At 63.2% G+C, this 26,382-nt stretch carries 25 protein-coding genes and 1 tRNA gene; 7 read left to right on the top strand and 19 right to left on the bottom strand.

Annotated features, from left to right (window positions below; genetic code table 11):
* Positions 1–306 precede the first annotated feature (306 nt).
* Together SA496_RS18575 and SA496_RS18570 are read left to right on the top strand one after the other, a co-directional pair.
* Entirely contained in the window at positions 307–1,812 is a 1,506-nt protein-coding gene (locus tag SA496_RS18575) for a purine-cytosine permease family protein (RefSeq protein ID WP_330114276.1), read from the top strand.
* A 19-nt stretch (positions 1,813–1,831) separates the two neighbouring features.
* A complete protein-coding gene (locus SA496_RS18570) occupies positions 1,832–2,677 on the top strand; it encodes a nitrilase family protein (protein ID WP_120655141.1) in 846 nt (281 codons plus the stop codon).
* An 82-nt stretch (positions 2,678–2,759) separates the two neighbouring features.
* Here the strand turns inward: SA496_RS18570 and SA496_RS18565 are convergent, their stop codons facing one another.
* On the bottom strand, positions 2,760–3,071 hold the full coding sequence (locus SA496_RS18565) for a hypothetical protein (protein ID WP_120655142.1): 312 nt from the start codon (positions 3,069–3,071) through the stop codon (positions 2,760–2,762).
* 383 nt (positions 3,072–3,454) lie between these two features.
* On the opposite strand from SA496_RS18565, the gene SA496_RS18560 reads away from it, so the two are divergent.
* On the top strand, positions 3,455–3,790 hold the full coding sequence (locus tag SA496_RS18560; protein ID WP_120655143.1) for a DUF2388 domain-containing protein: 336 nt from the start codon (positions 3,455–3,457) through the stop codon (positions 3,788–3,790).
* A gap of 267 nt (positions 3,791–4,057) precedes the next feature.
* Positions 4,058–4,327, top strand: coding sequence for a hypothetical protein (locus tag SA496_RS18555; RefSeq protein WP_153918379.1), 270 nt, complete (start codon positions 4,058–4,060; stop codon positions 4,325–4,327).
* A 54-nt stretch (positions 4,328–4,381) separates the two neighbouring features.
* Here SA496_RS18555 and SA496_RS18550 read toward each other — a convergent pair whose 3' ends face one another.
* The 13 genes from SA496_RS18550 to SA496_RS18490 all read right to left on the bottom strand — a co-directional run bounded on the left by SA496_RS18550 (position 4,382) and on the right by SA496_RS18490 (position 17,087).
* Entirely contained in the window at positions 4,382–4,888 is a 507-nt protein-coding gene (locus SA496_RS18550) for a BRO-N domain-containing protein (RefSeq protein WP_256660925.1), read from the bottom strand.
* Positions 4,889–5,413: 525 nt separating this feature from the next.
* Positions 5,414–6,118 carry a hypothetical protein gene (locus SA496_RS18545; RefSeq protein WP_256660926.1) on the bottom strand — a complete coding sequence of 235 codons (705 nt, stop codon included), beginning with the start codon at positions 6,116–6,118 and terminating at the stop codon, positions 5,414–5,416.
* Positions 6,115–6,681, bottom strand: a complete 567-nt coding sequence (locus SA496_RS29295) for a methyl-accepting chemotaxis protein (protein WP_256661057.1) — start codon at positions 6,679–6,681, stop codon at positions 6,115–6,117. Before SA496_RS29295 ends, SA496_RS18545 begins: the two co-directional genes overlap by 4 nt.
* 752 nt (positions 6,682–7,433) lie before the next feature.
* On the bottom strand, positions 7,434–8,681 hold the full coding sequence (locus SA496_RS18535; protein ID WP_153918378.1) for an alginate export family protein: 1,248 nt from the start codon (positions 8,679–8,681) through the stop codon (positions 7,434–7,436).
* A gap of 347 nt (positions 8,682–9,028) precedes the next feature.
* Positions 9,029–9,820, bottom strand: coding sequence for an ABC transporter ATP-binding protein (locus tag SA496_RS18530; protein WP_153918376.1), 792 nt, complete (start codon positions 9,818–9,820; stop codon positions 9,029–9,031).
* A 79-nt stretch (positions 9,821–9,899) separates the two neighbouring features.
* A complete protein-coding gene (ntrB, locus tag SA496_RS18525; RefSeq protein WP_120655149.1) occupies positions 9,900–10,757 on the bottom strand; it encodes a nitrate ABC transporter permease in 858 nt (285 codons plus the stop codon).
* A gap of 14 nt (positions 10,758–10,771) precedes the next feature.
* Positions 10,772–12,055: a CmpA/NrtA family ABC transporter substrate-binding protein gene (locus SA496_RS18520; protein WP_120655150.1), complete on the bottom strand. Its 1,284-nt coding sequence runs from the start codon at positions 12,053–12,055 to the stop codon at positions 10,772–10,774.
* 501 nt (positions 12,056–12,556) lie between these two features.
* Positions 12,557–13,135 (bottom strand): ANTAR domain-containing response regulator, encoded by a 579-nt coding sequence (locus SA496_RS18515; protein WP_120655151.1) that lies wholly within the window; start codon positions 13,133–13,135, stop codon positions 12,557–12,559.
* Positions 13,136–13,155: 20 nt separating this feature from the next.
* Complete coding sequence (locus SA496_RS18510) at positions 13,156–14,370, bottom strand: CmpA/NrtA family ABC transporter substrate-binding protein (RefSeq protein WP_153918373.1); 1,215 nt, start codon at positions 14,368–14,370, stop codon at positions 13,156–13,158.
* 362 nt (positions 14,371–14,732) lie between these two features.
* A tRNA-Gly gene (locus SA496_RS18505) sits at positions 14,733–14,806 on the bottom strand.
* 97 nt (positions 14,807–14,903) lie between these two features.
* Positions 14,904–15,785 (bottom strand): alpha/beta fold hydrolase, encoded by an 882-nt coding sequence (locus SA496_RS18500; RefSeq protein WP_120649760.1) that lies wholly within the window; start codon positions 15,783–15,785, stop codon positions 14,904–14,906.
* A gap of 397 nt (positions 15,786–16,182) precedes the next feature.
* Positions 16,183–16,875 (bottom strand): pseudouridine synthase, encoded by a 693-nt coding sequence (locus tag SA496_RS18495; protein ID WP_120649761.1) that lies wholly within the window; start codon positions 16,873–16,875, stop codon positions 16,183–16,185.
* A complete protein-coding gene (locus SA496_RS18490; protein ID WP_120649762.1) occupies positions 16,875–17,087 on the bottom strand; it encodes a cysteine-rich CWC family protein in 213 nt (70 codons plus the stop codon). Before SA496_RS18490 ends, SA496_RS18495 begins: the two co-directional genes overlap by 1 nt.
* A 264-nt stretch (positions 17,088–17,351) precedes the next feature.
* Between SA496_RS18490 and pcsA the strand changes: the two genes are divergently transcribed.
* From pcsA to SA496_RS18475, 3 genes are all read left to right on the top strand, one after another.
* On the top strand, positions 17,352–18,074 hold the full coding sequence (gene pcsA, locus SA496_RS18485) for a phosphatidylcholine synthase (protein ID WP_120649763.1): 723 nt from the start codon (positions 17,352–17,354) through the stop codon (positions 18,072–18,074).
* A gap of 170 nt (positions 18,075–18,244) precedes the next feature.
* Positions 18,245–18,685, top strand: a complete 441-nt coding sequence (locus SA496_RS18480; protein ID WP_120649764.1) for a carboxymuconolactone decarboxylase family protein — start codon at positions 18,245–18,247, stop codon at positions 18,683–18,685.
* A 7-nt stretch (positions 18,686–18,692) separates the two neighbouring features.
* Complete coding sequence (locus SA496_RS18475) at positions 18,693–19,112, top strand: cupin domain-containing protein (protein WP_120649765.1); 420 nt, start codon at positions 18,693–18,695, stop codon at positions 19,110–19,112.
* A gap of 269 nt (positions 19,113–19,381) precedes the next feature.
* Here SA496_RS18475 and SA496_RS18470 read toward each other — a convergent pair whose 3' ends face one another.
* From SA496_RS18470 to SA496_RS18450, 5 genes are all read right to left on the bottom strand, one after another.
* Complete coding sequence (locus tag SA496_RS18470; RefSeq protein ID WP_330114274.1) at positions 19,382–20,644, bottom strand: OprD family porin; 1,263 nt, start codon at positions 20,642–20,644, stop codon at positions 19,382–19,384.
* Between the two features lie 88 nt (positions 20,645–20,732).
* Positions 20,733–22,505, bottom strand: coding sequence for an acyl-CoA dehydrogenase C-terminal domain-containing protein (locus SA496_RS18465; protein WP_153918455.1), 1,773 nt, complete (start codon positions 22,503–22,505; stop codon positions 20,733–20,735).
* Positions 22,506–22,567: 62 nt separating this feature from the next.
* Complete coding sequence (locus SA496_RS18460) at positions 22,568–24,217, bottom strand: cation acetate symporter (RefSeq protein ID WP_120650627.1); 1,650 nt, start codon at positions 24,215–24,217, stop codon at positions 22,568–22,570.
* Positions 24,214–24,543, bottom strand: a complete 330-nt coding sequence (locus SA496_RS18455; protein WP_120649768.1) for a DUF485 domain-containing protein — start codon at positions 24,541–24,543, stop codon at positions 24,214–24,216. The genes SA496_RS18460 and SA496_RS18455 overlap by 4 nt, the downstream gene beginning before the upstream one ends.
* 141 nt (positions 24,544–24,684) lie before the next feature.
* Positions 24,685–26,307 carry an acyl-CoA synthetase gene (locus SA496_RS18450; RefSeq protein ID WP_330114273.1) on the bottom strand — a complete coding sequence of 541 codons (1,623 nt, stop codon included), beginning with the start codon at positions 26,305–26,307 and terminating at the stop codon, positions 24,685–24,687.
* Positions 26,308–26,382 lie beyond the last annotated feature (75 nt).

Raw genomic sequence — 26,382 nt, 5'->3', positions numbered from 1 at the left:
GGCCTCCGGGAATGCCTTACATAGAAGGCGATCTATGTGAACAGTTGGCCCGCGCTATTTTACGAGTTCGGCAGGGCACCTAGATTGCTGCTTCAGCGACGGCTCGATCCCAATCAGGATGCCGGGAATAGCCGGGTCGCCAGGCGTCATCATAGGTCGCCGCAGAGGGCGTTCGCCACAGGGCTTGGGCAGCGCCATCTCACCCAACATAGATGAACCCGATGTATGGCTGGCGCCTTGCGTGGCCCGCTGACCGCATCATCACAAGAACAACAGTTCGCTCGACCAGGAGCGAAGGAGCATCCCATGTCAGGGTCCACCCAGCCCGTTCACGCGGCTGACGCCAGCGCCGGATTGGCCATCGAAGGCCACTCGATCGACTACATCCCCGAATCCGAGCGCCACGCCCGGCTCAGCAGCCAGGGGCCGTTCTGGTTCCTCGGCAACTTCCACTTCTTCACCATCTCCATCGGTTTCGTCGGGCCGAGCCTGGGGCTGTCTGCCCTGTGGACGACCCTGGCCGGTGCGCTGGGCATCATGTTCGGCACCTTGTTCATGGCCTTCCACGGCTCCCAGGGGCCGGAGATGGGCCTGCCGCAGATGATCCAGTCCCGTGCGCAGTTCGGTTATCGCGGGGTGGTGCTGGCGTTGATGGCGACCCTGTTCGTGTTCGTCGGCTTCAACGTGGTGAACGTCTCGCTGATCATCGACGGCCTGAAAAATGTCTTCGGACTTGAGCCGCTTCCCGTGGCCTGCGCGGTGATCGCCGTCGGCGCGCTGCTGTCGATCTATGGCCACGACCTGATGCATAAGGCCTTCAAATGGGCATTGATGCTGACCCTGCCGCTCTACGCGCTGGTGACCGTCGCGCTCATGTTCGGCGCCGGGCAGTCGGAGGCAGTCGAGGCGGCCAGCCTGGGCTTCACCTGGGTTGCGTTCGTCACCCAGTTCGCCATCGCGGCCAGCTACAACATCTCCTACGCGCCCTATGTATCTGACTACTCGCGTTACCTGCCGAAGAACACCAGCCGACCCAAATTGATTGCGGCGGTGTTCCTCGGCGCTTCGCTCTCCGGTGCCTGGATGATCGGCCTCGGCGCCTGGCTTGCGCAGTTGCTGCAAGTGTCCGACGCACTGGTGGCGCTGGATCGCGTCGGCACGGCCGTGCTGCCGGGGCTGGGCCATGTTCTGGTACTGGTTTCGGTGGTCGGCTTCCTGCCGGTGATCGCGCTCAACACCTACAGCGCCATGCTTACCCTGCTGACTGGCATCGACTCGGTTCGCCGCATCAACCCGACACCGCGTGCGCGGGTGCTGTCGATCCTCATCATCACCCTGGTGCTGCTCGCCTGTGTGATGTCGATCCGTGGCAATGGCATCTCCATCCTCAATACCTTCCTGGTGCTGATGCTCTACTTCCTCGTGCCGTGGACCGCCGTGAACCTGGTGGACTACTTCTGCGTGCGCAAAGGCCGCTATGCGATCCCCCACTTCTTTACGCCGAATGGCATCTACGGCGCGTGGCAAATGCGCGGCATCGTCGCCTACGTGGTGGGCTTCGTTTGCATGATCCCGTTCTTCTTCATCTTCGATGCAGCGGCAGGCCAGGAGGTCTTCGTCGGCCCCATGGCACGCCTGCTGGACGGCGTGGATATCGCCTGGCTGGTAGGGCTGGTGGTGTCCGGCCTGACCTACTTCATCCTCAGTCGCTCGCTCGACCTGGAAAGCGAACGCCGCATCATCGATGCCATCAGCGAACGCGACATCCTCGAAATGACCCAAGCTGGCGCAAGCCAGGAACCGCGAGCCTGATATCAGGGAGTACTGCCCAGTGAACGCATCCCGAAACCTCAAGGTCGCCTGCTGCCAGTTGGCGCCGAAGATCGGTGACCTCGCCCACAACCGCCGCATTGCCGAGCGGGCCATCCGCGCGGCTGCGCTGCAAGGCGCGCGAGTCGTGGTGCTGCCGGAGCTGGTGCAGAGCGGTTACGTCTTCCACGACCTGGCCGAGGCGCTGGCTTCGGCCGAAGCCGTGGACGGGCCGACGCTGCAACTCTGGCAAGCGCTGGCCCGCGAGCTTGAGATCGTCATCGTTGCCGGCTTCTGCGAGCGACTCGATGATCAGCGCGTTGCCAACAGCGCCGCCCTGGTCGATGCCACGGGAGTGCGCGCCCTGTACCGCAAGGCGCACCTGTGGGATGCCGAAAACGCCATCTTCACCACTGGCAACGAACCGCCGCCAGTGGTGGAAACCGCCTTCGGACGGATCGGCGTGATGATTTGCTACGACCTGGAGTTCCCCGAGTGGGTGCGCCTGCCGGCATTGGCTGGCGCCGATTTGCTCTGCGCGCCGGTCAACTGGCCGGACGGCCCGCGCCCGCCCATCGAACGCCCGGCCGAAGTGGTGCGCGTGCAAGCCAACGCTGCGGTCAACCGCCTGTTCATCGCTGCCTGTGATCGGCATGGCAGCGAGCGCGGGGTGAACTGGGTGCAGGGCTCGGTGATCGTCGATCCGGACGGCTACCCGTTGGCTGGGCCGGCGGAAGAGGGCGGGGAACAGATTCTCGTCGCCACCCTGAATCTGGATGAAGCGCGCAACAAGCGCATCAGCCAGCACAACCACCTGCATGAGGATCGTCGGCCGGAGCTGTACGGGGCGGGTGGACTGCTGGAGTGAATGGCGGCTGCGAGGTGCATTGCGTGGTCCAAAGCCTGCACAGAGAAAAGCCCCGCTTGAGGGGCTTTTCCTTTTTGGAATGTCAGTTCGCTGCGTTGTTCGTGGTTTGCTCCAGGGATGCGGCCTGGCGCAGAGGCTGCGTTTCCCTGATGCAGAAGAGGACCATATGGAAGTCGCTGCCCCATTCCGACTCGCATTGGCCGCGAATGGGGCCGCTGTAGCTGGCAACGGCTTCGGCTGACTGGCGTTGCTCTTCTACGCAATAGCTGCGCATGGCATCACCGCTCCATTTCTCCAGGCAATGTGCCTGGATGGCCGATTCGTCGGCCTGGGCGCCAGTCAGGACGCCGGTAGCCATTGCTGCAGCGGCGATCAGACGTTTTCTTTGCGACATAAGTACGCTCTCTTCCTTCGAAATGTCGGCCCTCCGTGGCCTGCGAGTTACACGAAGCAGTGAGATGAATTCGTGGTTGTGAACAACCGGAGCCCTGACCGCCACGCTTGGGTGCACAGTGGTGGTGCAGTCTAGTACAGCTCCGCCTTCTTCCCAGATCACCCCATGGTGGCCCGACGTCCGGTATACGGAAGCGGCGGGGAAGGCGCGCATTTTTCCATGCAGGGACTTCACCCCACCTAACCTGGATCAATGGTTTCCGATGCAGGGCTGGCGACCGGATGGACGGCGGGCCTATCGATATGAACGAGATTTGTGGGAAAGCCAGGAACTCGTTTCGCGTGCCGCAATCTGAGGGGAACGCAAACACCCAAGGAGTCACCATGCGTTTCCGCAACACCGTTGCCACCCTCGCACTGATCGCTGTGCCATTCGCGTCTGCCGTTGCCAAACACGACCACGACGATCACGACGACCTGCTGCGAAATCTCATCTCCACCGGCGCTACCACCGCCTCCAGCTACATCACCAGCGGCGGCGACGATAAGCTCGTAGGACCGGTGAAGGACGACGCCAGCAGCTTCATCGCCAGCGGTGGCGAAATCCGCGGCCCCTATCTCGAAGCCGAACTGCAACGGATTCGCAGCGCGAACCCGAGCCTGAGCGAGCGCAGTGACCTGGATCTGGCGAGCGCCATCCTGGCGGGTGACTCGCAGTAATCAAGCGGCAGCGCTTCGCGCAAGCGAAGTGGAGGGACAGGGAGGTCCTGCCTCATTTCGCCGTACTGTGAATGAGCCATTCGGCGGCGTATTCCCTGGCGCGCAGGACGCCTCGGGAGCGGCCTGGACGGCCCTGTTCGGGGGTGTACTTCAGGGTCTTTAAGCTTCCCGCCGAACGGTCGATATCAGGCCCCTTTCCCCGCTTTCCGTGAGCTATACCCCTTCCACGCGCTCTGTTCAGAACGCGCGTACGATCTGGGGAGAGCAATGAGAGCCAAGCTGGAACATCGATTGCAAAAGCGGCTGGAAGCGTTGCTACCCGGCCATGTCATCAATTGCCAGATCGGCGCCGATGGCATTTTGGCGCTGACGGTGCATTGGCCTGCCTCCGGCGAGAGCATGGCCATCACCGGTATCACCATGCAGTCCCTGCTGGGGCGTGAAGCCCTGGAAAATACCGTCGATCAGATTCTGATCGAGATCAGTGCCGCTCGTGGTGAGTTGCCCCTCCTTCTCACCCAGCGGAAGGCGGAATAGAAGAGCAAGGGGCGATTAGGGGACAGATCTGTTATCTGCCCCCCTGCCTCTCTGTTATCCGACCACCACTGGTTCTCGCTCCAGCAAACGCGAGCATTCATTCAGCGGCAGCCACGCCTTGCCCTGCCAATGCAATACCTCCAACTCCCGCCCCAGCCAATGCAGCACCCTGCGACAGGGTCGCTGGCCGTCGAAGCGTTCCTCGCTGCGCAGGCGAGGGATCACCTGCCGAGTTATCCACTGGCGTATGCAGCGGTTCTCCGGGTGATAGAAGTGGATCAGCGTGGCATACAGGCCGGAGTCGCTAACCAGCAATTCCTCCTGGAACTCGCCATGGCTGTTGCGCATCCAGGCCCTTTGCACCTGATCTTCATCGAGGTTGCGTTGTATCCGTTCGGCAAGCTGGGGATGTGCCATCAGCCGGGCGAGATCGTTGACGGCAAACCAGGGCTCGTCGTCCAGCAGCAGTGCACGGAGCTGGCGTTTGTGGCGAATGAAGGAGAGGGGGAGCAGGACTTCGACGTCAGTCTGCTGCGCGGGGAGAAAGGGGAAATCGGGCATATCCATTACCTCTGCTTGATGGAGCAGCTTTCTTAGGGCTGTTGGAGTCGGGAGCTAAGAAACCTCAAGCAGAAGGCCGGGCATATTTCCCTTTCGGGTGTTGTATTAGCCCACTCCCGACAGTGCAGAGTTTTGCGGACGCGAGTATGCCGCGAGCACAAAAAAGCCGCTGAGCTTTCGGGAGCGGTGATCCGCTGCTTGATAGGCGTTTCTTAGGCGCCAGCGAAAGAGGGTATGGACGGTGCCGGAAAGCGGCAATGTCGAAGACGTGTGCGAAAGGGCTGATTGGGGAAGCGGATTCTGGGCGGCTCAGAGGCCCAGAAACGAAAAGACCATCAAGTGGGCCTTGATCTGAGGAGGTCTGGAGCGGGCGAAGGGCATCGAACTCTTATGACCTGTCCCCGGAAGACGCTCGACTACGCAACTGGCGGTCGGTAGTGAATGGCAGCTACCGGTTGAATCCACAGTTGATTGTGGACACCAGTACGTCACGGGAGCGCTCCTGGCATCCAATGAGGCGTCAGGTCATGAGGCTCGGAAGTGCCCAGCAGGTCGAATACCACTTTGAATCGCGTCGATTCGTGCGTCGATCAGCGGAGTGAGCAAGGCATAGAGGTCGGTAGGCTGGAGTGCGGTTCGCTGTACACCCATTAGCTCAGTGGACAGACGCCCCAGGGCCGCGCGGAGGGGCACGTCTGCATTCTTCAGCAGGCGATCATGCAGGTACTGCAGCTGAATGCGAAGCTCCAGCGGGCAGTGTTCCTGGGCAGCCGCGCGAATCGAAAGACCTCGCAGTCGGCCGAGCTCTTCGACTTGCCAGCATCGCTCGGCGACCTCCGGTGTCAGTGCCAGCAGGTGGCAACGTTGCAAGTCCAGGTGCTGGATGTGGGCAAGCAGTTGCTCCAGCAAACGGCAATGCCCATCGAAGTCCTCCGGCGTGCGCAGCAGGCCTTGCCAGGTTCGATAGTGCCCCGACGCTGTCCAGGCCAGCCAGGACTGTTCCAGTTCGGCTGCAAGCTTCTGGCGGTGGTGCAGGGCCTCGCCACTGCTCTGAGCGCCCAGCGCACGATGGCGCTGGACGCCCTGCATGAGCACCAGGCCCAACTGCAACATGGTGCGCAGTTCTTCTTGCTGGCGGTACTGCCGGCGTCGATTGGCCCACAGCAGGGCCATGCACGACGCGGCGAGGGCCGTCAGTACGGCCAGTGCGGGCAGGCTCTGCATGATCATAGCGTCGCGTCGCTTGTGAGTCGGGTGAGGTAGCGGGTCAGGTCATGCAGGTCGTGGGTCTGTCGGCTTTGCACCTGAAGGCTGGTGCTGATCTGTTGCAGCTGTTCACCGAGGTCCTGGTTCGCCTGGTGATGCTCGACCAGGGCCTGTTGCATGTTGTCGAAACGCTGCAGGTTTTCCTGACTTTTGCGGGCCAGCCGATCAAGGCTCTCGGCGAGGCTGTTGCTCTGGCCGCTACCCCGCTCCAGCAGCTCGCGGTGATGCTCGACCTCATGGCTCACCTGCTTCACAGCTTCGGCAATGGCCGAGGCTGCAGCGATTATCTCGCGCGTGGTCCTGTCGGTAGCGGTAGCCATCTGCCGGACTTCGTCGGCCACCACCGCGAAACCGCGACCTTGTTCACCGGCGCGGGCCGCCTCGATCGAGGCGTTCAAAGCCAGTAGTTGGGTTCGCTTGGCCAGGTCCTGAATGCCATGCACCGACTGCTCGACGAGCGCGGTGCTGTGCAGCAATTGCGTCACAGCTCGGGCGGTGTCGCCGAGGCTGCTGCGTATGTCCGCCATCCCTGCCCCCAGTTGCCGAGCCGCCTGGCATCCTTCCTCGCCCTGGGCATGGGCGGCCGCGAAATCCGTCCGGGCGCTACTGGCCATTTCGTCCACGCTGACCAGGCTGCGCTCAATCTGTTCGCTGGCGGCTGCGATCATGTTCACCCGCTGGCTTTGCTCACCGCCCTGGACATTGGCTTTCTGCGCCAACTGTTCCAGCGCCTGGCTGGCGAAGCGCACCTCGCTGTTGAGGCGATCATTGCCGCGCAGTCGTTCACTGCACTCGACCAGCAGGTTGGCCTGGTCGTTGGCGGATTGAGTGCTGAGCAGGCGCGCCAGTTCGTCGAACCAGAAGGCTTCGCTGCAGCGCTGGCGCAACTTATGTAGATGCAGGGAGATCGCCAGGTAGAGCGTCACGAGGATAAATCCAAGCGCCATGACCGGCTGACCTGCATATGTGCAGGCCGCTGCTCCCAGTGCCGTCCCGATGGGCAGCCATGCACCGGATTGGACACTGGCGACCAGGGCGATACCTGGCTCGAATGGCAGGGAGGTCGTCCGTCGTCGAGGCGTTCGCCGGAGGTCCTGAGCGAGTCTGGTCGCTCCGTCGATTCCAGTTACACCGGAGTCAGCGAGATTGCTCATGCAGGGATTCCCACGTGGAGTGAAGACTGTGCGTTGTCCATGATCGTGCCGCGTCCTCGTGAACGGTTCGGCGGGATCGGTGTGGGGCAAGACGCCCGCACACCGATGTACCCACCAATTTGCGGTTAGTAGGTGTATTGCACCTGCACCCAGAGCTTGTCGGTATCGACCGTGCGGGCTCGATCATCCGAGTCGTAGCTGGCGTACTTGAGCAGTCCGACCAGGCCTTTCACACCTGGAATCGGGTGCGCATAGGACAGGTCGATCTCGCTGCCGTAGCTGTCGCTGCCCTGCTCGGTGTCGAAGTCGTGGTACCAGGCTTGCAGGCTGCCGCCGGCCAATGGCGCGGTGAACCCCAGGTAGGCGTCCTCGATGCCGTCGGCCGGCGTGGTGAGGAACTGGTCGGCCCAGCCCTGAAAGATGTGCTTGGTCGCCAGCGGCGTCTGGAACGCGCGGTTGCCGGGGCCGCTGTCGCCACCCAGCACCTCGTACCCGCCCTTGAACTGCACGCCCTTGAAGACATACCCCAATTCCGCCAGGTAGTACTCACTGTCCAGGTCCAGCGGGTTATCGGCGTAGTCCTGCTGGCGTGCGTACTCCAGCGCATAGTTGAAACCGGCCAGCGCACCGTTCAGGCGCAGGCCGCTGGTCCGGCTGGACAAGCTGCCCAGCGGGGAGGTCGCGGTGGTCGCAATGTTGTCCAGGCCGAGCAGGTAGCTGTAGGCGGTCACTGCGAGTTCCGGCCGCACCAGGTACTGGGCATTGAACAGGTGGCTGTGGCCTTCGATGTTGGCCGGGTTGGTGCGGTTGTCGAAGCGGCCGTTTTCCGGGCCAAAGATGGTGTTGATGTTGTCGAGGTAGCTGTAGGTCAGGGTCAGGCCGTCGAGGGGCTTGAGTTGAGCGAGAGCCGCGTCGTAGGTCTGCTCGTTCTGCCGCCAGGCGGAGCCGCCGACGAAGCGTTGGTTGTCCAGATTGATGCGCTGGCGGCCAAGCACGGCGCTGCCGAAGGCCTGGTCGTAACGCAGCAGGGCCTGGTTGACTTCGGTGCCGTCGGGGTCGACCACCATGGCGTAGTTGGTCTGGCCATTGCGGGTGCTGTTGTAGGCGGCATCGCCGAGGCGGCTGACGTTGTCCACTTCCACCAGGCCCGAGAGGCCGTACCACTTGCCGGTCTGGAAGCCGACGCGGGTGCGCAGGGTCTGGGCATTGGCGTCGCGCAGGTTGTTGTTCTGGTCAACGTTCTCAAAGCGGTAGCGGGCATCGAGGATGGCTTTGCCCCCAGTGAACAGGTTGCTAACGTCCTCTGCGGCCAGGGCGGCGTGACTGGTGCCGGCAACGGCCAGCGACAGCAGAGCGGGTTTCAGCATGTGCATAGCGGTTTTCCTAGGTCTGAAAAGCGCAAAAAAAAACGTCACGGTGTCCGCGCTCCTGATGGAGAGGGGATTCCGCGACGTCGTTGTCGGTTGAGTGGCAGACACGCCGTTGTGCTGACCGGGGAAGGTCTTAGCAGGCACTGTGCCAGTTTGTTCAATTACTTGATTTGCCTGAAGTTTGTTTGGCGCCAAGAACATTTGGCGATTACGTCATGCACATGCGCGGGCAAGGTTGCATTGGTGGGGTGCGAAGCCGGGGACGGGGGCCCCTGCATGGGGCATGCGGGCAAGTCAAAACGCGAAAGCCCGGCACGTGGCCGGGCTTTCGCGAAGGGCAGGGCGGATACCTAAGCAGCAGGGCGCTGCTGGCGTTGGTAGAGGAACTCCAGCACCGCGGTGCGGTACTCGTGGTAGTGGGCATCGTTGGCCAGCGCCAGGCGATTGCGCGGGCGCGCCAGATCGACCCGGACGATATCGCCGACGGTGGCCGCCGGGCCATTGGTCATCATCACGATTCGGTCGGAGAGCAGCACGGCCTCGTCCACGTCATGGGTGACCATCACAACGGTACTGTGGGTCTCGCCGACGATGCGCAGCAACTCGTCCTGCAGGTGCGCACGGGTGAGGGCGTCCAGGGCGCCGAAGGGCTCGTCCATCAGCAGCACCTTGGGTTCCATCGCCAGCGCGCGGGCGATGCCCACGCGCTGTTTCATGCCACCGGAGATTTCACTGGGGTGCTTGTGCGCCGCGTGATCCAGGCCAACCATCTGCAATGCGGCGGCGGTGCGCTCCTTGAGGCGGGCCTTGCTTTCGCGGGCGCCGAAGACCCGCTCCACAGCCAGGTAGACGTTGCCGAAGCAGGTCATCCAGGGCAGCAGGCTGTGGTTCTGGAACACCACAGCACGCTCCGGGCCAGGGCCGTCGATTTCCCGGCCATTGCAAATCAGCCCGCCTTCGCTGGCGTCCAGCAGGCCGGCGATCAGGTTGAGCACGGTGGACTTGCCGCAGCCGGAGTGGCCGATCAGCGAAACGAACTCGCCACGGGCGATGCAGAGGTTGACGTTGCTGAGGGCCTGGAAGCGCCCCTGGCGTGTATCGAAGTGTTTGCTGACACCGGTCAGCTCGACGAACTTGTCCATCAGGGTTCTCCTGCTCTTGGTAGGAGCGAGCTTGCTCGCGAATGCGGTTCGCGAGCAGAGCTCGCTCCTACAGAAATGGTCAGTTGTTGTAGTCGAAGCGCTTGGCCAGCCACAGCAGGCTCTGTTCCAGGGCCAGGCCCACCAGGCCGACGATGATGATGGCGATGAGGATGTGCTCGACGTTGAGGTTGTTCCATTCGTCCCACACCCAGAAGCCCAGGCCGGTGCCGCCGGTGAGCATTTCCGCCGCCACGATCACCAGCCAGGCGACACCGATGGCCAGGCGGATGCCAGTCATCAGGTGAGGCAACACGGCGGGGAACAGGATGCGGGTGAGTACCTTGAACTCGGAGAGCTTCAGAACCCGCGCCACGTTGAGGTAGTCCTGCGGCACGCTGGCCACCCCGGCGGCGGTGTTGAGGATGATCGGCCAGATCGAACTGATGAAGATCACCCAGATCGACGCGGGGCCCGCGGCCTCGAACACCAGCAGGCCGATGGGCAGCCAGGCCAGCGGCGACACCGGGCGCAGCAGGCTGATGATGGGGGACAGCATTCCGGCCAGGAAGGTGAAGCGGCCGATGGCGAAACCCAGGGGAATACCTACCAGCGCCGCCATGCCGAAGCCCAGGCCGACCCGGCCCAGCGAGTGCAGGATGTTCCAGCCGATGCCCATGTCGTTGGGACCGTTGTCGTAGAAGGGATCGGCAAAGAGTTCCAGCGCCGAATGCCAGGTCGACAGTGGCCCCGGCAACCCTTCGCTGCGTGTCGCCACCAGGGCCCAGAGGCCGATGAACAGCAGCAGGCCGAGCAGTGGTGGGACCAGTGCCCGTGCCAGGTTGTTGAAGAACTCCACGGCTGGCTTGGCCAGTCGTGGAGCGGAGCTGGGTGCGGCCTTGGCCGGCAGAGGCAGCGGCGGAGTTACCGGAGCGTTCATCGTTACCTCCCGGGTCAGGCTTTGATGGCAAAGGACTGGGCGTAGGCGGCAGGGTTCGAGCCGTCCCACAGCTTGCCGTCAATCAGGGTGCTGCCGCGCATCTGGCTGGCCGGAACCGGCAGGCCGAGGGCGCTGGCCGCTTCACTGAACAGCTTGGTCTGGTTGACCTGGGCGGCGACGGCTGCGTAGTCCGGGTCCTGCTTGATCAGGCCCCAGCGCTTGAACTGGGTCATGAACCACATGCCGTCGGAGAGCCAAGGGAAGTTCACGTTGCAGTCCTTGCAGAAGGCCATGGCGTGCTTGTCATCCCATTTGTTGCCCAGGCCGTCCTCGTAGTGGCCGAGGAAGCGCTGCTCGATGACGTCCACCGGGGCGTTCACGTAGGCCTTGCCGGCAATGAGTTTGGCGGTGGCCTTCTTGTTCTCGTCGCTGGCCTCGATGAAGCGGCTGGCGTCGAGCAGGGCCATCACCAGTGCCCGTGCGGTGTTGGGGTTCTGCTCGACGAAATCGCGCGAGCAGCCCAGCACCTTCTCCGGATGGTCCGCCCAGATCTGCTGGGTGGTGGTGGCAGTGAAACCGATCTTGTCGAAGATCGCCCGCGCGCCCCAGGGCTCGCCGACGCAGAAGCCGTCCATGTTGCCGACGCGCATGTTGGCGACCATCTGCGGCGGCGGCACGGTGATGGTCTTCACATCGGTCAGCGGGTTGATGCCATGGCTGGCCAGCCAGTAGTAGAGCCACATGGCATGGGTGCCGGTGGGGAAGGTCTGGGCGAAGGTCAGCGGGTTGCCGCCCTTCTTGATATGCGCGGCGAGTTGTTCACCGTTGGTCACGCCAGCTTCTTTCAATTGGCGGGAGAGGGTGATGGCCTGGCCGTTCTGGTTCAGTCCCATGAGCACCGCCATGTTCTTCTGCGGACCGGCAACGCCGAGCTGGGAGCTGTACATCATGCCGTAGAGCACGTGGGAGGCATCGAGTTCGCCGGTGTTCAGCTTGTCGCGCACGCCAGCCCAGGAAGCTTCCTTGCTGGGTGTGATGGACAGGCCGTACTTGGCGGCGAAGCCCTGGGTGGCGGCCACGACCACCGAGGCGCAGTCGGTGAGGGGAATGAAGCCGACCTTCAGGGCGGTCTTTTCCGGTGCATCCGAGCCGGCGGCCCAGGCCGCGCTGCGCAGGAAACCGGGGGCGGAGAGGCCGAGGGCGGTCACGCCACCGACCGTGCCGGCAATGGCGATCGATTGCTTGAGGAAGTTGCGACGACTGTTGTTCACCGGGTCTTTGGAATCACGTTCGCTCATGGTGCTGTCCTGAATGGAGGGCAAAACAAAAACGGCGCACGCCAGAGCTCCCGAGAAGGAAAGGAGCTCTGACGGACGCCGTTGTCCGTGATCCGCGGCCCACCGCCGTTGGCGCGCTACGCAAGATTCTGCAGGTGAGACTGCAAACGCCTTGCCAGCTTGCCCAGCAGCCCGAAGCCATGACTTCGGCAGGCTGCTTTAGGTCGTTATTGTCTTTTAAATCAGCAGCTTGACTCTTTGGGTAAAAGTGCGGACAGGCTGGCGGCACTGAGCCATGTTCGTGCGGTGCAGAGGTGGCCTGAACGGTTTTGGTTCACTTGGAGTAGGAGTGCGGCGAGGGGCGGATGCCAGGAACGTAGTCCTGTGTCTGGGGCAACGACGGACCGCACCACAGTGCGCCTGCGTACGGTGTGTGGCTTGAGGTTGTCGCGGGTGTTTGCCCTGTCCATGTGGAGCGATGAGTTTGCACCCACATGGACTTGGCCGATTTCTACTCGCTGTTCAGACGCCGAGCATCTCGTGCGTGGCGATGATCTGTTCGGCCACCTGGATCAATCGTTGTTGACGCCCCATGGCCTGGCGACGCATCAAGGTGTAGGCGGCATCCTCGTCACAGCTTTTCATCTTCATCAGTAGGCCCTTGGCCAACTCGATGCGTTTGCGTTCGGCCAATTGGGTATCCCGCACCAGCAACTGGGTACGCAGGGCCTGGTCAGCCTCGAAGCGCGCCATGGCCACGTCCAGGATCGGCCGCAGGCGTTCGGCGTGAATGCCCTCGATCACGTAGGCGCTGACACCGGCCCGAATCGCCTGGCGCATCAGCTCGGGATCGTGGTCGTCGGTGAACATGACGATCGGGTGAGGCCGGTCGCGGCTGACCATCACTACCTGTTCCATCATGTCGCGACCCGCGGATTCGGTGTCTATCAGCACGACATCGGGGCGCGCGGCTTCGATCCGCTCAGGCAGGTTGATACTCAGGCCGGTTTCGTCCATGACCTCGAAACCGGCCTCCACCAGGGCATTGCGCAGACGGCCGACTTTCTTCGGGGTGTCATCAATCAGGAGAATGCGGAGCATGCTGTGATCAACTCCAGGCGTCAGAGGGAAGCAGCCGCAATGGCGGAGCTGCGGGCATGGATGGCGAAGCTGCGGGCGTAGCCGGCCGGATCGGTGCCGTCCCAGACATGGCCGTCGAACAGCCTGGAGCTGCGCATGGGGTGCTCGGGGACCACGATGCCCAGTGCTTCGGCCGCTTCGCGGTAGAGCGCAAGCTGGTGGACTCGACGGGCCACGCCGAGGTAATCCGGGTCTTCCCTGAGCAGCCCCCAGCGACGGAACTGGGTCATGAACCACATGCCATCGGACAGCCAGGGCATGGTCGCCTCTCCGTCGGCAAAGAAGCGCAACGGGTGATCATCGCGCCAGGCGTAGCCGAGGCCGTCCTCGTAGAAACCGAGAAAACGCGGCTCAATGGCTGAGAGTGGTGCATCGAGGTATTCGCCGCCGCTGATCAGTTGGGCGGTGCTGCGCTTGTTGTCGTCGCTGGCGTCGATGAAGCGGCTAGCCTCGAGCACCGCCATGGTCAGGGCGCGGGCTGTGTTGGGGTACTGCTCCACGAAGGCGCGAGTGCAGGCGAGCACCTTTTCCGGGTGGTCTGGCCAGATCATCTGACTGGTCGCCAGGGTGAAGCCTTGTTTCTCATCCACGGCGAGCGCGCCCCAGGGGCCGCCGGCACAAAAACCGTCGATGTGTCCTGTCTTGAGATGCTGGACCATCTGCGCAGGTGGCAGCACCACCGTGTTCACGTCTTCCAGCGGGTGGATACCCTGGGCCGCCAGCCAGTAGTGAAGCCACATGGCATGGGTGCCGGTGGGAAAAGTCTGGGCGAAGGTCAGCTTCGCACCGTGCTGGCGCACCCGGGCGGCCAGGGCGTCGGCACGGGTCACGCCTGCCTGACGCAGCGGTTCGGAGAGATTGATCGCCTGGCCGTTCTGGCAAAGTCCCATGAGGATCGCCATTTCGGTCGGGGCGCTGCCCAGTCCCAGGTGGGTGCCGTAGACCTGTCCATAGAGCGAATGCGCGGCGTCCAGTTCGCCGCTCAATAGTCTGTCGCGCAGGCCGGCCCAGGAGGTCTGCCGCTTCAGTTCCAGGGTCAGTCCATAGGGTTGGGCGAAACCCTGGGTAGCCGCGACTATCAGCGAGGCGGAGTCGGAAAGGGCCATGAAGCCCAGGTTCACAGTGCGCTTTTCCGGGGCATCGCTGCCCGCGACCCAGGCGAGATTGTCGTTACGGGTGCAACTCTTGTCGGTCATGTTGTTTGTCCCACCGCTGAACGAAAAAGGCGCCGCCCCAGTCACCATGGGATTGGTGACCGGGAGCGACGCCATCGTCTATGAACTGTCTCCGCCGTTGGAGGACGTTCGGAGTGCTGGTGTCAGCAAGTGATGTGCCATCGTTCAGCAAGGAAACTGAACGGAGGGCAGGGAAGGCCGGGAATATGGCGCATGAAGTAGTACTGGAAGCCAACGCCAGAGGTGAGGACGAGATGGAGAATGAGTTGCGTAGGTTTAGACATGGGTAAGTCCTCAGAAAAGGAAATTCTTGGACTGACAGCTACCCATTAACCTCAATGCCGTCGCGGAAGGCCCGTACTAGAGCGGTTCCGTGAGGAGTATGGAGCGGGCGAAGGGAATCGAACCCTCGTCATGAGCTTGGGAAGCTCAGGTAATGCCATTATACGACGCCCGCGAAGGGTGCTCTTTTTACCAGAAGGCGCGGGCGAGGTGAAGCCCGGGGCAGTCACAAGTTACTGAAAATACTTGCACCTGCCCGGGCGGCCACGCGTTCAAACGGCTACTGCCTGGTAGTCGGCAACCTGCGGGCGAGCCATGCCCTTGGTGGCCGGCGCCTTGAGGAAGCCCAGCATGGCTTGCTGGGTCTGCAGCCAGGCGGCCTTGGTTTCGACGTCGACGAAGTGGCCGGCGTTGTCGATGGTGGCGAACTGGCAATCGCGCACGTGCTTGGCGAAGTGGCGGGCATCCTCGGCGGAGGTGTACTCGTCGCGGTCCCCGTTGATGAACAGCAGCGGGATGTCGACGTTGGCCAGGCAGTCCACGTAGCAGCGCGAATCCATGTTCAGCACCTGGCAGACGTGGTGGTGCATTTGCAGGTACTCGTGGTCGTCGAGGCTGCTGCAGTGTTTGTGGTTGAAGCGCTGGTACAGGCTCGGCAGGTACTTGCCGATGGTGTTGTTGACCAGGTGGCCCACGGCGTCCCGATCGATGGCCGACAGGCAATCCAGGCCGCGGGTCAGGTAGTCCATCATCGGTTCGTTGAGGATGGGCGAGAAGGAGGTAACGATGGCCTTCTTGATCCGTGCCGGGCACTGGGCCAGGGCGAGGAGGGCGGAGACGCTGCCCCAGGAGAAGGACATCAGGTAGTCCACCCGGAAGTGCTCAATCAGGTGGAGGAGAATGTCGGCCTCGGTTTCCTTGCCGATGAAGCGCGAGTTGTCGTTATGCGGCTTGGACTGGCCGGCATAGGGCTCGTCGAAGAGCACCACGTTGAAGTGCGGTTGCAGGTATTTCACTGTCTGCGCGAACGAGGCGGTCGTCGACAAGGAGCCGTTGACCAGAATGATGGTCTCCCTGGCTTCCGGGTTGCCGTAGAACTCCGTGTAAACCTTGTACTGGCTGTGAATCTCGACGATGGCGGTTTCCGGCCTCATGTCGTTTCCTCCTGGCGCAGATGGGTCATGCGAGCCCTCTCAACGGCTTGGCCCGCTCTAAGTCTTGGCAGTAGGAAAGCGCCTTTCGATGACAATCGAATGTCAGGCTGGAATTTTTAGAATTCTTTATTTATCAAGCGGTTAGGTCGAGAAAAGACGAGGGAGTTCGGCGCTTTTCAGAGCACCGAACGAGTCTTCTAACCAGGCAGGGAACCTACGAGTGCAGAGCACAGGAGACCGCAGGGAACGCTTAGATGGTCGGCGTGACTCTTTGGTCACGCTCTGACCTTGTGTCCGATTTAAGCAGGGCATGATTTCACTCGCAAGCTCATTGAAAGGAAAAATTCTTGCAGTTCGTCGGGTTATTCAATCCCGATGTGACTCGCGAGTGATCTAGCTAAAAGCAGGCCACTTCCTGAGCCGTGAGCGACCGGTAGTCGCCTGGCTGCATCTGCGGGTCCAGCTTCAGCGGTCCGACGCTCTCGCGGTGGAGGCGTACGACCTTGTTCTGGAAGTGGCCGAACATGCGCTTGACCTGGTGGTAGCGACCCTCGTGCAGGGTCAGGCGGGCGGCGCGGGGGCCGAGGATTTCCAGCTGGGCGGGGAGGGTGGTCAGGCCCTCATAGGCGAAGTAGAGCCCTTGCGCGAAGGTGTCGATGTACTCGGTACCGATGGGCTGCTCGGTTTCCACGTAATAGACCTTGGGCTGCTTGCTGCCGGGCAGGGTGAGCCGGCGGGACCAGAGTCCGTCGTTGGTGATCAGCAGCAGGCCGGTGGTGGTGAGGTCCAGGCGCCCGCCCAGGTGCAGCTCGTGCTTGTCGGGCTCGTCGAGCAGGTCGAGCACGGTGGGATGCTCCGGATGCTCGGTAGCGCTGACGTGGCCGGAAGGCTTGTAGAGCATGAAGTAGCGGGCTGGCTTGCCGGCCTGGAGCAGGCGATCGTCGAGCTCGACGCGGCTGAATTCCCGGACCTCGAAGCGACTGTCGGTAACTGGCTGGCCATCCACTCGAATCCGACCGGCGGCTAGCAGCAGGCGCGCGTCGAGGCGGCTGAATTCCGGGAAATTGCTCAAAAATCGATCAAGGCGCATCAGCTTGGTGCATCGGGTGGCAACGCGCGTGCGCAGCGAGGACAGAGGCAGGTGCGATCGATGTCCTGCGGGGGGATCTCGTCGAGCACGGCGGGGTTGATCTTCGCCTCGAAGCACCAGCAAGCCTGGCCGGCCCTGGCGGGATCAGCCTGGGTGCACTGGTTGCTCTGGCCGCAAAGCGGGCAGCGGGTGGGATCGGGTGGGGCGCTCATGGCGGTTGATCAGGGTGGAAAGGGCGCAAGGTTGCCGTCTTGGAATTCTGGCTGCAAGTCCGCACCGATGGGTGCCGTTTTTCGGATGTTCGCGCGCCGACCGGTATTGCTGTCTGGCGCGGATGACCTAGGCTCGAATATGCAAGGTGAAGATGTCTGAAAGCGACATGGCCGGATTCACAAAACTCTGAAGGCATTTGAGAAGCTAACGCATAATCGCGGTCTATCGATTCTGTCACCCACCATTTAGAGCAGAGCTGCCTCGTGTCCACCAACATTAGTGTCGTCAATAAAGCCAAGGCCTGGTCGGCTCACGGTGTCACTGCCACCGGCGTTGTGCTGGCCCTGATGGCCATTCTCGCCCTGTTCGACAATCAGCCCCGCGACTGCCTCCTCTGGCTGGGTGCTGCCCTGCTGGTCGATGGTCTGGATGGCACTCTTGCCAGGCGTGTCCAAACCAGCACCATGCTGCCTAATTTCGACGGCTCGACCCTGGACCTGGTGATCGACTACCTCACCTACGTGTTCATTCCGGCCATCTTCATCTACCGCTACATCGACCTGCCCGAGCATACGGCGCTGGTGGCGGTGAGCCTTATCCTGGTGTCGTCGCTGTTCTGCTTCTGCAACCTGAACATGAAGAGCAGCGACAACTACTTTGTGGGTTTTCCCGCTGCGTGGAATGTGGTGGCGCTGTACATCTGGATCATCGATCCGCTGCCCGTTGTGAGCCTGCTGCTGATTTGCGCCCTCGCGGCGCTGACGCTGACCAAGCTGAAGTTCCTCCATCCGTTCCGGGTGCGCAAGCTGATGCCACTGAATATCGTGGTCACCTTCGTGTGGATGATCAGCAGCATGCTGCTCATCCTCCAGCACCCCTTCTACAAATCCCTGGTGCTGGGCATCTGGTGGCTGGCCTCGGCCTACTTCGTGGGCATCTGCTTGTGGCGCAGCCTGCTGGACTGGACCCACAAGCTGAAGGCTTGATCGTTCTTTGTCGGAGCGAATTCATTCGCGATTGAATTCGCTACCACAATCTTTCTCACCCTGATCTCGCACGTGCATTGGCCACCTCGTAATCACGCCAATTGGCCGTAGGTCACAAGCCCCGTCGGCAGTAGTTTTGAGGCATCCCTTCCCACCACGAGGATGCCTCGATGACACCACGCATGGATTACTACTCCGCCTCTCCCGACGCGCTCAAGGCGATGCTCGCCCTGGAAGCGGCGGTGAGCAAACTCCCCCTGGAGAAGCCGCTGCTGGAGTTGGTGAAGCTGCGTGCATCGCAGATTAATGGCTGTGCCTTCTGCGTCGACTTGCACAGCTCCGACGCACGCAAGCGTGGGGAAACCGAGCGCCGCCTCTACTCGGTTGCCGTCTGGCGCGAAAGCCCGTTCTTCAGTCCTCGCGAACGCGCCGCTCTGGCCTGGACGGAATCCCTGACGCGCCTGGCCGAAACTCACGCCCCCGATGAGGACTATGCCCAGTTGGCGGCCGAGTTCAGCGAGCGCGAGCGGGTGGACCTGACCCTGGCGATCAACACCATCAACAGCTGGAACCGGCTGGCTGTCGGCTTCCGCAAAATCCCGAGCGAGTGAGACCACGATGCGCAACCTGAAGACCTTGAGTGCCTTGGCCGCTGGCCTGATGCTGTTGAACCTCCCCCAGGCCTATGCGCACGAAACGGGCGAGGGCCAGGAGCAGGTCACCATCCTGCATGATCACGAGCTGCTCAATGCGCCTGGCAAGCAGGCCATCCTGCTCACCGTGGACTATGCGCCAGGGCAACGCTCCGTGGCCCACAGTCATGCAGGTTCGGTGCTCGCCTACGTTGAGGAAGGGGAGGTGATCTCCCAGCTCAAGGGCGAGGAGCCCAAGCGCTACAAGGCGGGCGAGAGCTGGTACGAGCCTGCGGGCAGTGTCCACCTGCAATCGCGCAATGCCAGCGACTCCAAGCCGGCGAAGCTGGTGGTGTGGATGCTCAAGACCGAGCAGGAGGCAGTGCTCGAGCCTTACCCGAAGTGAGCGTGAGGGGCTGTGCTATGTGTCCGTAGGATGGGTTCGGCGGCGGTCCGCGAGCCTGCGATACCCATTAGCCCGGTGTGCAGTCATCGACGGGTTTCGCTTCGCTCAGCGCCAACCTATGGGAGCCCCTCTCCCTGAAGGGAGAGGGGCGGCCCGTGCGCACATCCCTGTAGGGGCGAATTCATTCGCCAGGCAGGACGCAGTCCTGCCGTAGGTTGGCGTCGAGGAACGAGGCCCAACAGCGCGGTCCGAAGGTTGGCTTTGAGCCCTTACCAGAGTGGCAGGGTGTAGCTGAGAATCAGGCGGTTCTCGTCGAGGTCGTTGCCGAAGTTGGTCGAACGCACCGTCGCGTTGCGCCACTTCAATCCAAGGTTCTTCAGCGGGCCGCTCTGCACCACGTAGGCGATATCGGTGTCGCGCTCCCATTCCTTGCCGTCTTCGCGGCCAGCGCCCAGCTCGATGCCGTCGCCGGAGAGGTAGCGGGTCATGAAGGTCAGCCCCGGAATCCCGACAGCCGCGAAGTTGTAGTCGTAGCGTGCCTGCCAGGAGCGTTCCTCGCGGTTGGCGAAGTCGCTGATCTGCACGAAGTTCACCAGGTAGGCGTCGCTGCCATTGACGTAGGCGAAGCCGGTGTCGCCGCTCATACGCTGGTAGCCCAGGCCCACGGCGTGGCCGCCGAAGCCGTAGGTGAACATTGCGCCGAAGGCCTTGTTGTCGACATTGCTACCGCCCTCGTCAGTGGAGCGGGCAAAGCGCAGGTCGCTCTTCAGGCTCTGGCCGTCACCCAGGGGCAGCAGGTGGTTCAGGCTCAGGTAGTGCTGGCGGTAGAAGTCGTCCAGGCGGCCGAAGCCATAACCAGTGGTGAGGGCGTCGTTCCACTTGTAGCTGAGGTTGGCGAAGTCGAAGGCATCGCTGGTGGTCTGGCGCGCGCGGATGTTCTTCACGCCCACCGTGGTGATGCTCATGTCCTCGTAGTCCGAGGAGTCGCGCTGGTTCACCTGGCGCAGGCGTCCGGCATCGAAGGTCAGGCCGTCGATCTCCAGGGAGTTGAGTTGACCGCCTTCGAACGTCTGCGGCAGCAAGCGCGAATCGTTGGCCAGCAGCACCGGCAGCTTGGGCATCAGGGTGCCGAGCTTGAGGGTGCTCTTCGAGGCGCGCAGCTTGGCGGTCAGGCCCAGCTCACCGTATTCATCCTGGGCGCGCTTGGGCGCTTCGCGGTCACGCTTGAGCAGTCCGGAACCGGCACGGTCAGGGCTGGAGTCGAGTTTCACGCCGAGCAGGCCGATGGCGTCGACGCCGACACCGATCTGTCCCTCGGTGAAGCCGGACTCATAGCGCAGGAGGAAACCCTGGGCCCATTCCTCGGCCTTGGCCTGGGTCGCGTTGTCTTGGCGGAAGTCGCGGTTGAAGTAGAAGTTGCGCAGCTCCAGGCTGGCTTTCGAATCCTTGACGAAGTCCGCCAGGGCGGGTGTGGAGCAACACAGCGCGCCGCCGACGAACAGTAGGTGGGAGGTGAGGGTGGTACGGGTCATCGTGAGTCCTCTTGTTTTTGTTTTTTCAGGTACAGCGGTATTAAAAAAGCGCGGCCCAAAGGAGCACGGGCCGCGCCACGCTCAAGGGTCAGAACTGTTCGCTGGAAAGGCCGAAGAGCGGCTCGGCGCCAGCGCGGATGCTGGCCTCCAGGGCCAGGGTGCGCGGTAGCAGGCGACGGAAGAAGAACTCGGCGGTGGCCAGCTTGGCGCCGTAGAAGGCCTCGTCCTCCTCTCGACGCGCTTCGGCTACGGCAGCCATGCGCGCCCACAGCCAGGCGTAGGCCACATGGCCGAAAAGCTGCAGGTATTCCACCGAGGCTGCGCCCACTTCGTTGGGGCTGCGGCTGGCCTGGGCCAGCAGCCATTCACTGGCGCCCTCCAGGCGCCCGAGGGCTTCCAGTAGTTCGGTGGTGTAGGGGGTGGCGGATTGGCTGGCGAAGGCGCGCACATCGGCGCAGAACAGCTTGAGTGCGGCGCCGCCGTTGGCCACTACCTTGCGGCCCAGCAGGTCGAGGGCCTGGATGCCGTTGGTGCCTTCGTAGATCTGCGCAATGCGTACGTCGCGTACCAGTTGTTCCTGGCCCCATTCGCGGATGTAGCCGTGGCCGCCGAACACCTGCTGGCCGAGCACGCAGCTGTCCAGGCCGGTGTCGGTGAAGAAGGCCTTGGCCACCGGAGTGAGCAGGGCCACCAGGGCCTCGGCGCGCTGGCGTTCGTCGCTGTCATCGGCGTACTTGGCCAGGTCCAGTTGCTGGCCGACATAGCAGGCGAATGCGCGGCCACCCTCGGTCATGGCCTTCATGCTGAGCAGCATGCGGCGCACGTCGGGGTGATGGATGATCGGGTCGGCCACCTTGTCCCGCGCCACTGGGCCGGCGGGCGCGCGGCTCTGGATGCGCTCGCGGGCGTAGGCCACGGCGCTCTGGTAGGAGGCGTCGGCGCAGCCAATGCCCTGGATTCCGATGGACAGGCGCTCGTAGTTCATCATGGTGAACATCGCCGCCAGGCCCTTGTTGGCTTCGCCGATCAGCCACCCGCTGGCGCCGTCGAAGTTCATTACGCAGGTGGCCGAGGCCTTGATGCCCATCTTGTGCTCGATGGAGCCGCAGCTCACGGCGTTGGCCGCGCCGAGGGACCCATCTGCGTTGACCATCACCTTGGGCACCAGGAACAGGGAAATGCCCTTGGGACCGGCCGGCGCATCCGGCAGCTTGGCCAGCACCAGATGGATGATGTTTTCGGTGAGGTCTTGTTCGCCTCCGGTGATGAAGATCTTGGTACCGGTGATGCGGTAGCTGCCGTCGGCCTGGGGGGCGGCCTTGGTGCGGATGATGCCGAGATCGGTGCCAGCCTGGGGTTCGGTGAGGCACATCGAGCCGGCCCAGCGACCTTCGTACATCGGGGGCAGGTAGGTCTGTTTCAGGTCGGCGCTGGCGTGGGCGTCGATGGCCAGGCAGGCGCCGGAGGACAGCGCGGAGTACAGGGCGAAGCTGGAGTTGGCGGCGTAGAGCATTTCCTCGAACTGCACAGCGAGCATCTTCGGCATGCCCAGGCCACTGAAGTCCGGGTTGCCGGAAAGCCCCACCCAGCCACCGTCGATATAGGTGGCGTAGGCCTCCTTGAAGCCTGTCGGGGTGCTGACCACGCCCTCGTGCCACTGAGCGCCTTCTTCGTCACCGCTGCGGTTGAGCGGGGCGATGAGCTGCCCAGTGACCTTGGCCGCTTCTTCCAGGATGGCGTCGGCGGTGTCGACATCGACCCGTTCGGCCAGCGCAGGCAGGCGCGCCCAGAGGGACGGGGCGTCGAAGACCTCATGCAGGACGAAGCGCAGGTCGCGCAGCGGGGCGTTGTATTCGGGCATGGCGTGGAACCTCTGTTACGGCGATTGCGGGAAGGCACGGCCCGCAGGCCGTGCCGGATGGTTCAGTGGCTGCTGGCGGCGGCAGCCCCCAGGCCGGTCTGGGCGCGCACGAACTGGTCGTCATAGGCGGCGCGTTCGCGGCTGGCGCGGGCGCTGCGATCGAGAGTGGAGACGACGACGATCACCAGGAACGCCAGCGGCATGGAGAACAGCGCCGGCTGGTCGTAGGGGAACAGGGCCTTCTCATGGCCCAGCACGCCGACCCAGACGGCCGGTGCACAGATCACCAGGGCCAGGGCGCTCACCAGCCCGGTCAGCCCACCCCAGAGGGCACCACGGGTGGTCAGGCCTTTCCAGTACATGGCCATGATCAGCACCGGGAAGTTGGCCGAAGCGGCGACGCCGAAGGTCAGGCCCACGAGGAAGGCGATGTTCATCTGCTCGAAGAGAATGCCCAGGCCGATTGCGACCAGGCCGATAGCCACGGTGGCGATGCGCGACACCCGCATTTCATCCTTCTCGCTGGCGTGCCCCTTTTTCAGCACAGAGGCATAGAGGTCGTGGGAGATGGCCGAGGCGCCCGCCAGGGCAAGGCCTGCAACCACGGCGAGGATGGTGGCGAAGGCTACGGCGGAGAGGAAACCGAGGAACAGGTTGCCGCCCACTGCCTGGGCCAGGTGCATGGCGACCATGTTGCCGCCGCCCACCAGGGCGCCACCCAGCTTGCCGTCGACGAAGTACTGCGGGTCGGTGCCGACGATCACGATCGCGGTGTAGCCGAGCACGCAGACCACCAGGAAGAAGAAACCGATGAAGCCGGTGGCGAACAGCACCGAGCGGCGGGCTTCCCTGGCATTGGGCACAGTGAAGAAGCGCATCAGGATGTGTGGCAGGCCGGCGATGCCGAACACCAGGCCGAGGGACAGCGAGACGGCACTGATCGGGTCGGCCAGCAAGGTACCGGGCCCCATGATCTTGACGCCGCTGGCGTGTACGGCGACCGCTCGCTCGGCCAGGTTCTCGAAGCTGAAGCCGAACTCGCTCATGGCCATCAGCACCAGTGCGGTGCCACCGGCCAGCAGCAGGACGGCCTTGGTGATCTGCACCCAGGTGGTGGCGATCATGCCGCCGAAGATCACGTAGACCAGCATCAGGACACCGACCACTACCACGGCCAGCTGATAGTCCAGGCCGAACAGCAGCTTGATCAGCTGGCCGGCGCCGACCATCTGCACGACTAGGTAGCAGCAGACCACGGTCAGCGAGCCGAGGGCGGCGAAGCTGCGAATGCGGGTCTGGTCCAGGCGGTAGGAGACGATGTCGGCGAAGGTGTAGCGGCCCAGGTTGCGCAGGCGCTCGGCCATCAGGAAAGTGACGATGGGCCAGCCGACGAAGAAGCCGATGATGTAGACGAAGCCGTCGTAGCCCTTGGCGAACACCAGGCTCGAAAGGCCCAGCAGGGTGGCCGCCGACATGTAGTCGCCGGCAATCGCCAGGCCGTTCTGGAAGCCCGAGATGCCACCGCCAGCGGTGTAGAAGTCGGCGGTGGAGCGGGTGCGCCGGGCGGCCCACCAGGTGATGGCCAGGGTGGCCAGGACAAAGACGAAGAACATGCCGATGGCATGCAGGTTGAGGGGTTGCTTCTGCGCCGTGATGGTGTCGGCGAAGCCGCTCAGCGGCGCGAGGGCAAGGAGGGCGAGGAGGGCTTTCATGCCTGACCCTCCGCGAGGATTTCCGCGCTCAGTGCATCGAAGCGGGTATTGGCGTGACGCACGTACCAGGCGGTCAGCAGCCAGGAAAGAATGATGATGGCGGCACCCAGCGGGATGCCGCGGCTGAGATGGCTGCCCTCGTAGAGGGGAAGGTGCAGCCAGCCGGGGACGAAGGCTACGAGCATGATGAACAGGTAGTAGACCGCCAGCACCAGGGCGCTGAGCGACCAGGCGAGAACGGCGCGCTCCTGGGCCAGGCGCTGGAACTTCGGGTTGGCCATGATGCGAGCGCTGGCCGAGGTGTTGGGGGAGTGGTGAGGTGTCATATCGGGCTCCGCTTGTTGTTGTTGTCGATGCCTGTAGCCGGCCGCCGCAGCTTTTCGGGCATGCGACTGCCCTTGGCGGCAACCACTGGCTGCCGCCCCGTTCCTGGGTCTCTGGTATGTCCGGCTGCTGCCGGAGTCGGATTAGAGGCTCTTTGCCATTTCCCGCAGGACGTACTTCTGGACCTTGCCGGTGGAGGTTTTTGGCAATTGGGTGAAGATCACCGTCCTTGGCACCTTGAAGCCGGCCAAGTGCTCGCGGCAGAAGGCGATGATGTCGGCCTCGCGCGTCTCCTGCTGGTCGGCCTTGAGGGTGATGAAGGCGCAGGGGGTTTCACCCCATTTCTCGTCCGGGCGCGCCACCACGGCCGCTTCCAGTACCGCCGGGTGGCGGTAGAGCACGCCTTCCAGCTCGATAGTGGAGATGTTCTCGCCGCCGGAAATGATGATGTCCTTCAGCCGGTCGCGGATTTCCACGTAGCCGTCCGGGTGGCAGACCGCCAGATCGCCGGTGTGGAACCAGCCGCCCTCGAAGGCTTCGCTGGTGGCGCTGGGGTTCTTCAGGTAGCCCTTCATCACGGTGTTGCCGCGCATGAAGATCTCGCCGATGGTCTGGCCGTCCATGGGAACCGGTTCGAGGGTCTTCGGATCGGCCACCATGACGCCTTCCAGGGTGGGGTAGCGCACGCCCTGGCGGGATTTGATGCGGGCGCGCTCTTCCAGCGGAAGGTCGTCCCATTCGTCATGCCATGCGCAGACGGTCACCGGCCCGTAGACCTCGGTGAGGCCGTAGACATGGGTCACGCGGATGCCCATTTCCTCCACCGCGCCAATCACCTTGGCCGGCGGTGCGGCGCCCGCCACCATGGCGTTTACCGGGTGGTCGATGGCGGCCTTGGCCGATTCGGGCATGTTCACCAGCGCGTTGAGCACGATTGGCGCACCGCACAGGTGGCTGACCTGGTGTTCGCGAATCAGGTTGAGGATCTTCTGCGGGTCGACCCGGCGCAGGAATACATGCACGCCTGCTAGGGCAGTCACGGTCCAGGGGTAGCACCAGCCATTGCAGTGGAACATCGGCAGGGTCCAGAGGTAGGCCGGATGGTTGCCCATGTTCCAGGTCATCTGGTTGCCCAGGGCGTTCAGGTAGGCGCCGCGGTGGTGGTAGACCACGCCCTTGGGGTTGCCGGTGGTGCCGGAGGTGTAGTTCAGCGAGATGGCCTGCCATTCATCCTCGGGCCACTGCCAGGCGTAGTCCGGGTCGCCCTCTGCCAGTAGCGCCTCGTAATCCAGCTCGCTCACGGCCTGGCCTTCGCCGTATTCCGGGTCGTCGACGTCGATCACCAGTGGCGGGTGGTCGAGCATGCCGATGGCGGCGCGGATCACTTCATGAAACTCGCGGTCGGTGATCAGCACCTTGGCCTCGCCGTGCTGCAGCATGAAGGCGATGGCCTCAGCGTCCAGGCGCACGTTCAGGGTGTTGAGCACCGCGCCGATCATCGGCACGCCGAAGTGCGCCTCGAGCATCTGCGGGATATTCGGCAGCATCACCGCCACCGTGTCGCCCTTACCGATGCCGCGGCTGGCCAGGGCCGAGGCCAGGCGCCGGCAGCGCGCGTAGGTCTGCGCCCAGTTGCGGCGGATAGAGCCGTGGATCACGGCCGGGTAATGGGGGTAAACGGCGGCAGTGCGCTCGATGAAGCTGAGGGGGGAGAGGGCGATGTGGTTGACGGCGGCAGGGGCGAGGCCCTGATCGTAGATCGACATGCTGGATACCCGGCGGCTGATTATTAGCTCTTCTGCACCGGCGCATCTGGAAGAGGCCGGTAGTTCTCTGGGGTG

Origin of the sequence: Pseudomonas sp. JS3066 (assembly GCF_036328175.1) — a bacterium.
Classification (GTDB): domain Bacteria; phylum Pseudomonadota; class Gammaproteobacteria; order Pseudomonadales; family Pseudomonadaceae; genus Metapseudomonas.
This window is presented reverse-complemented; position numbering and strand designations above follow the sequence as displayed.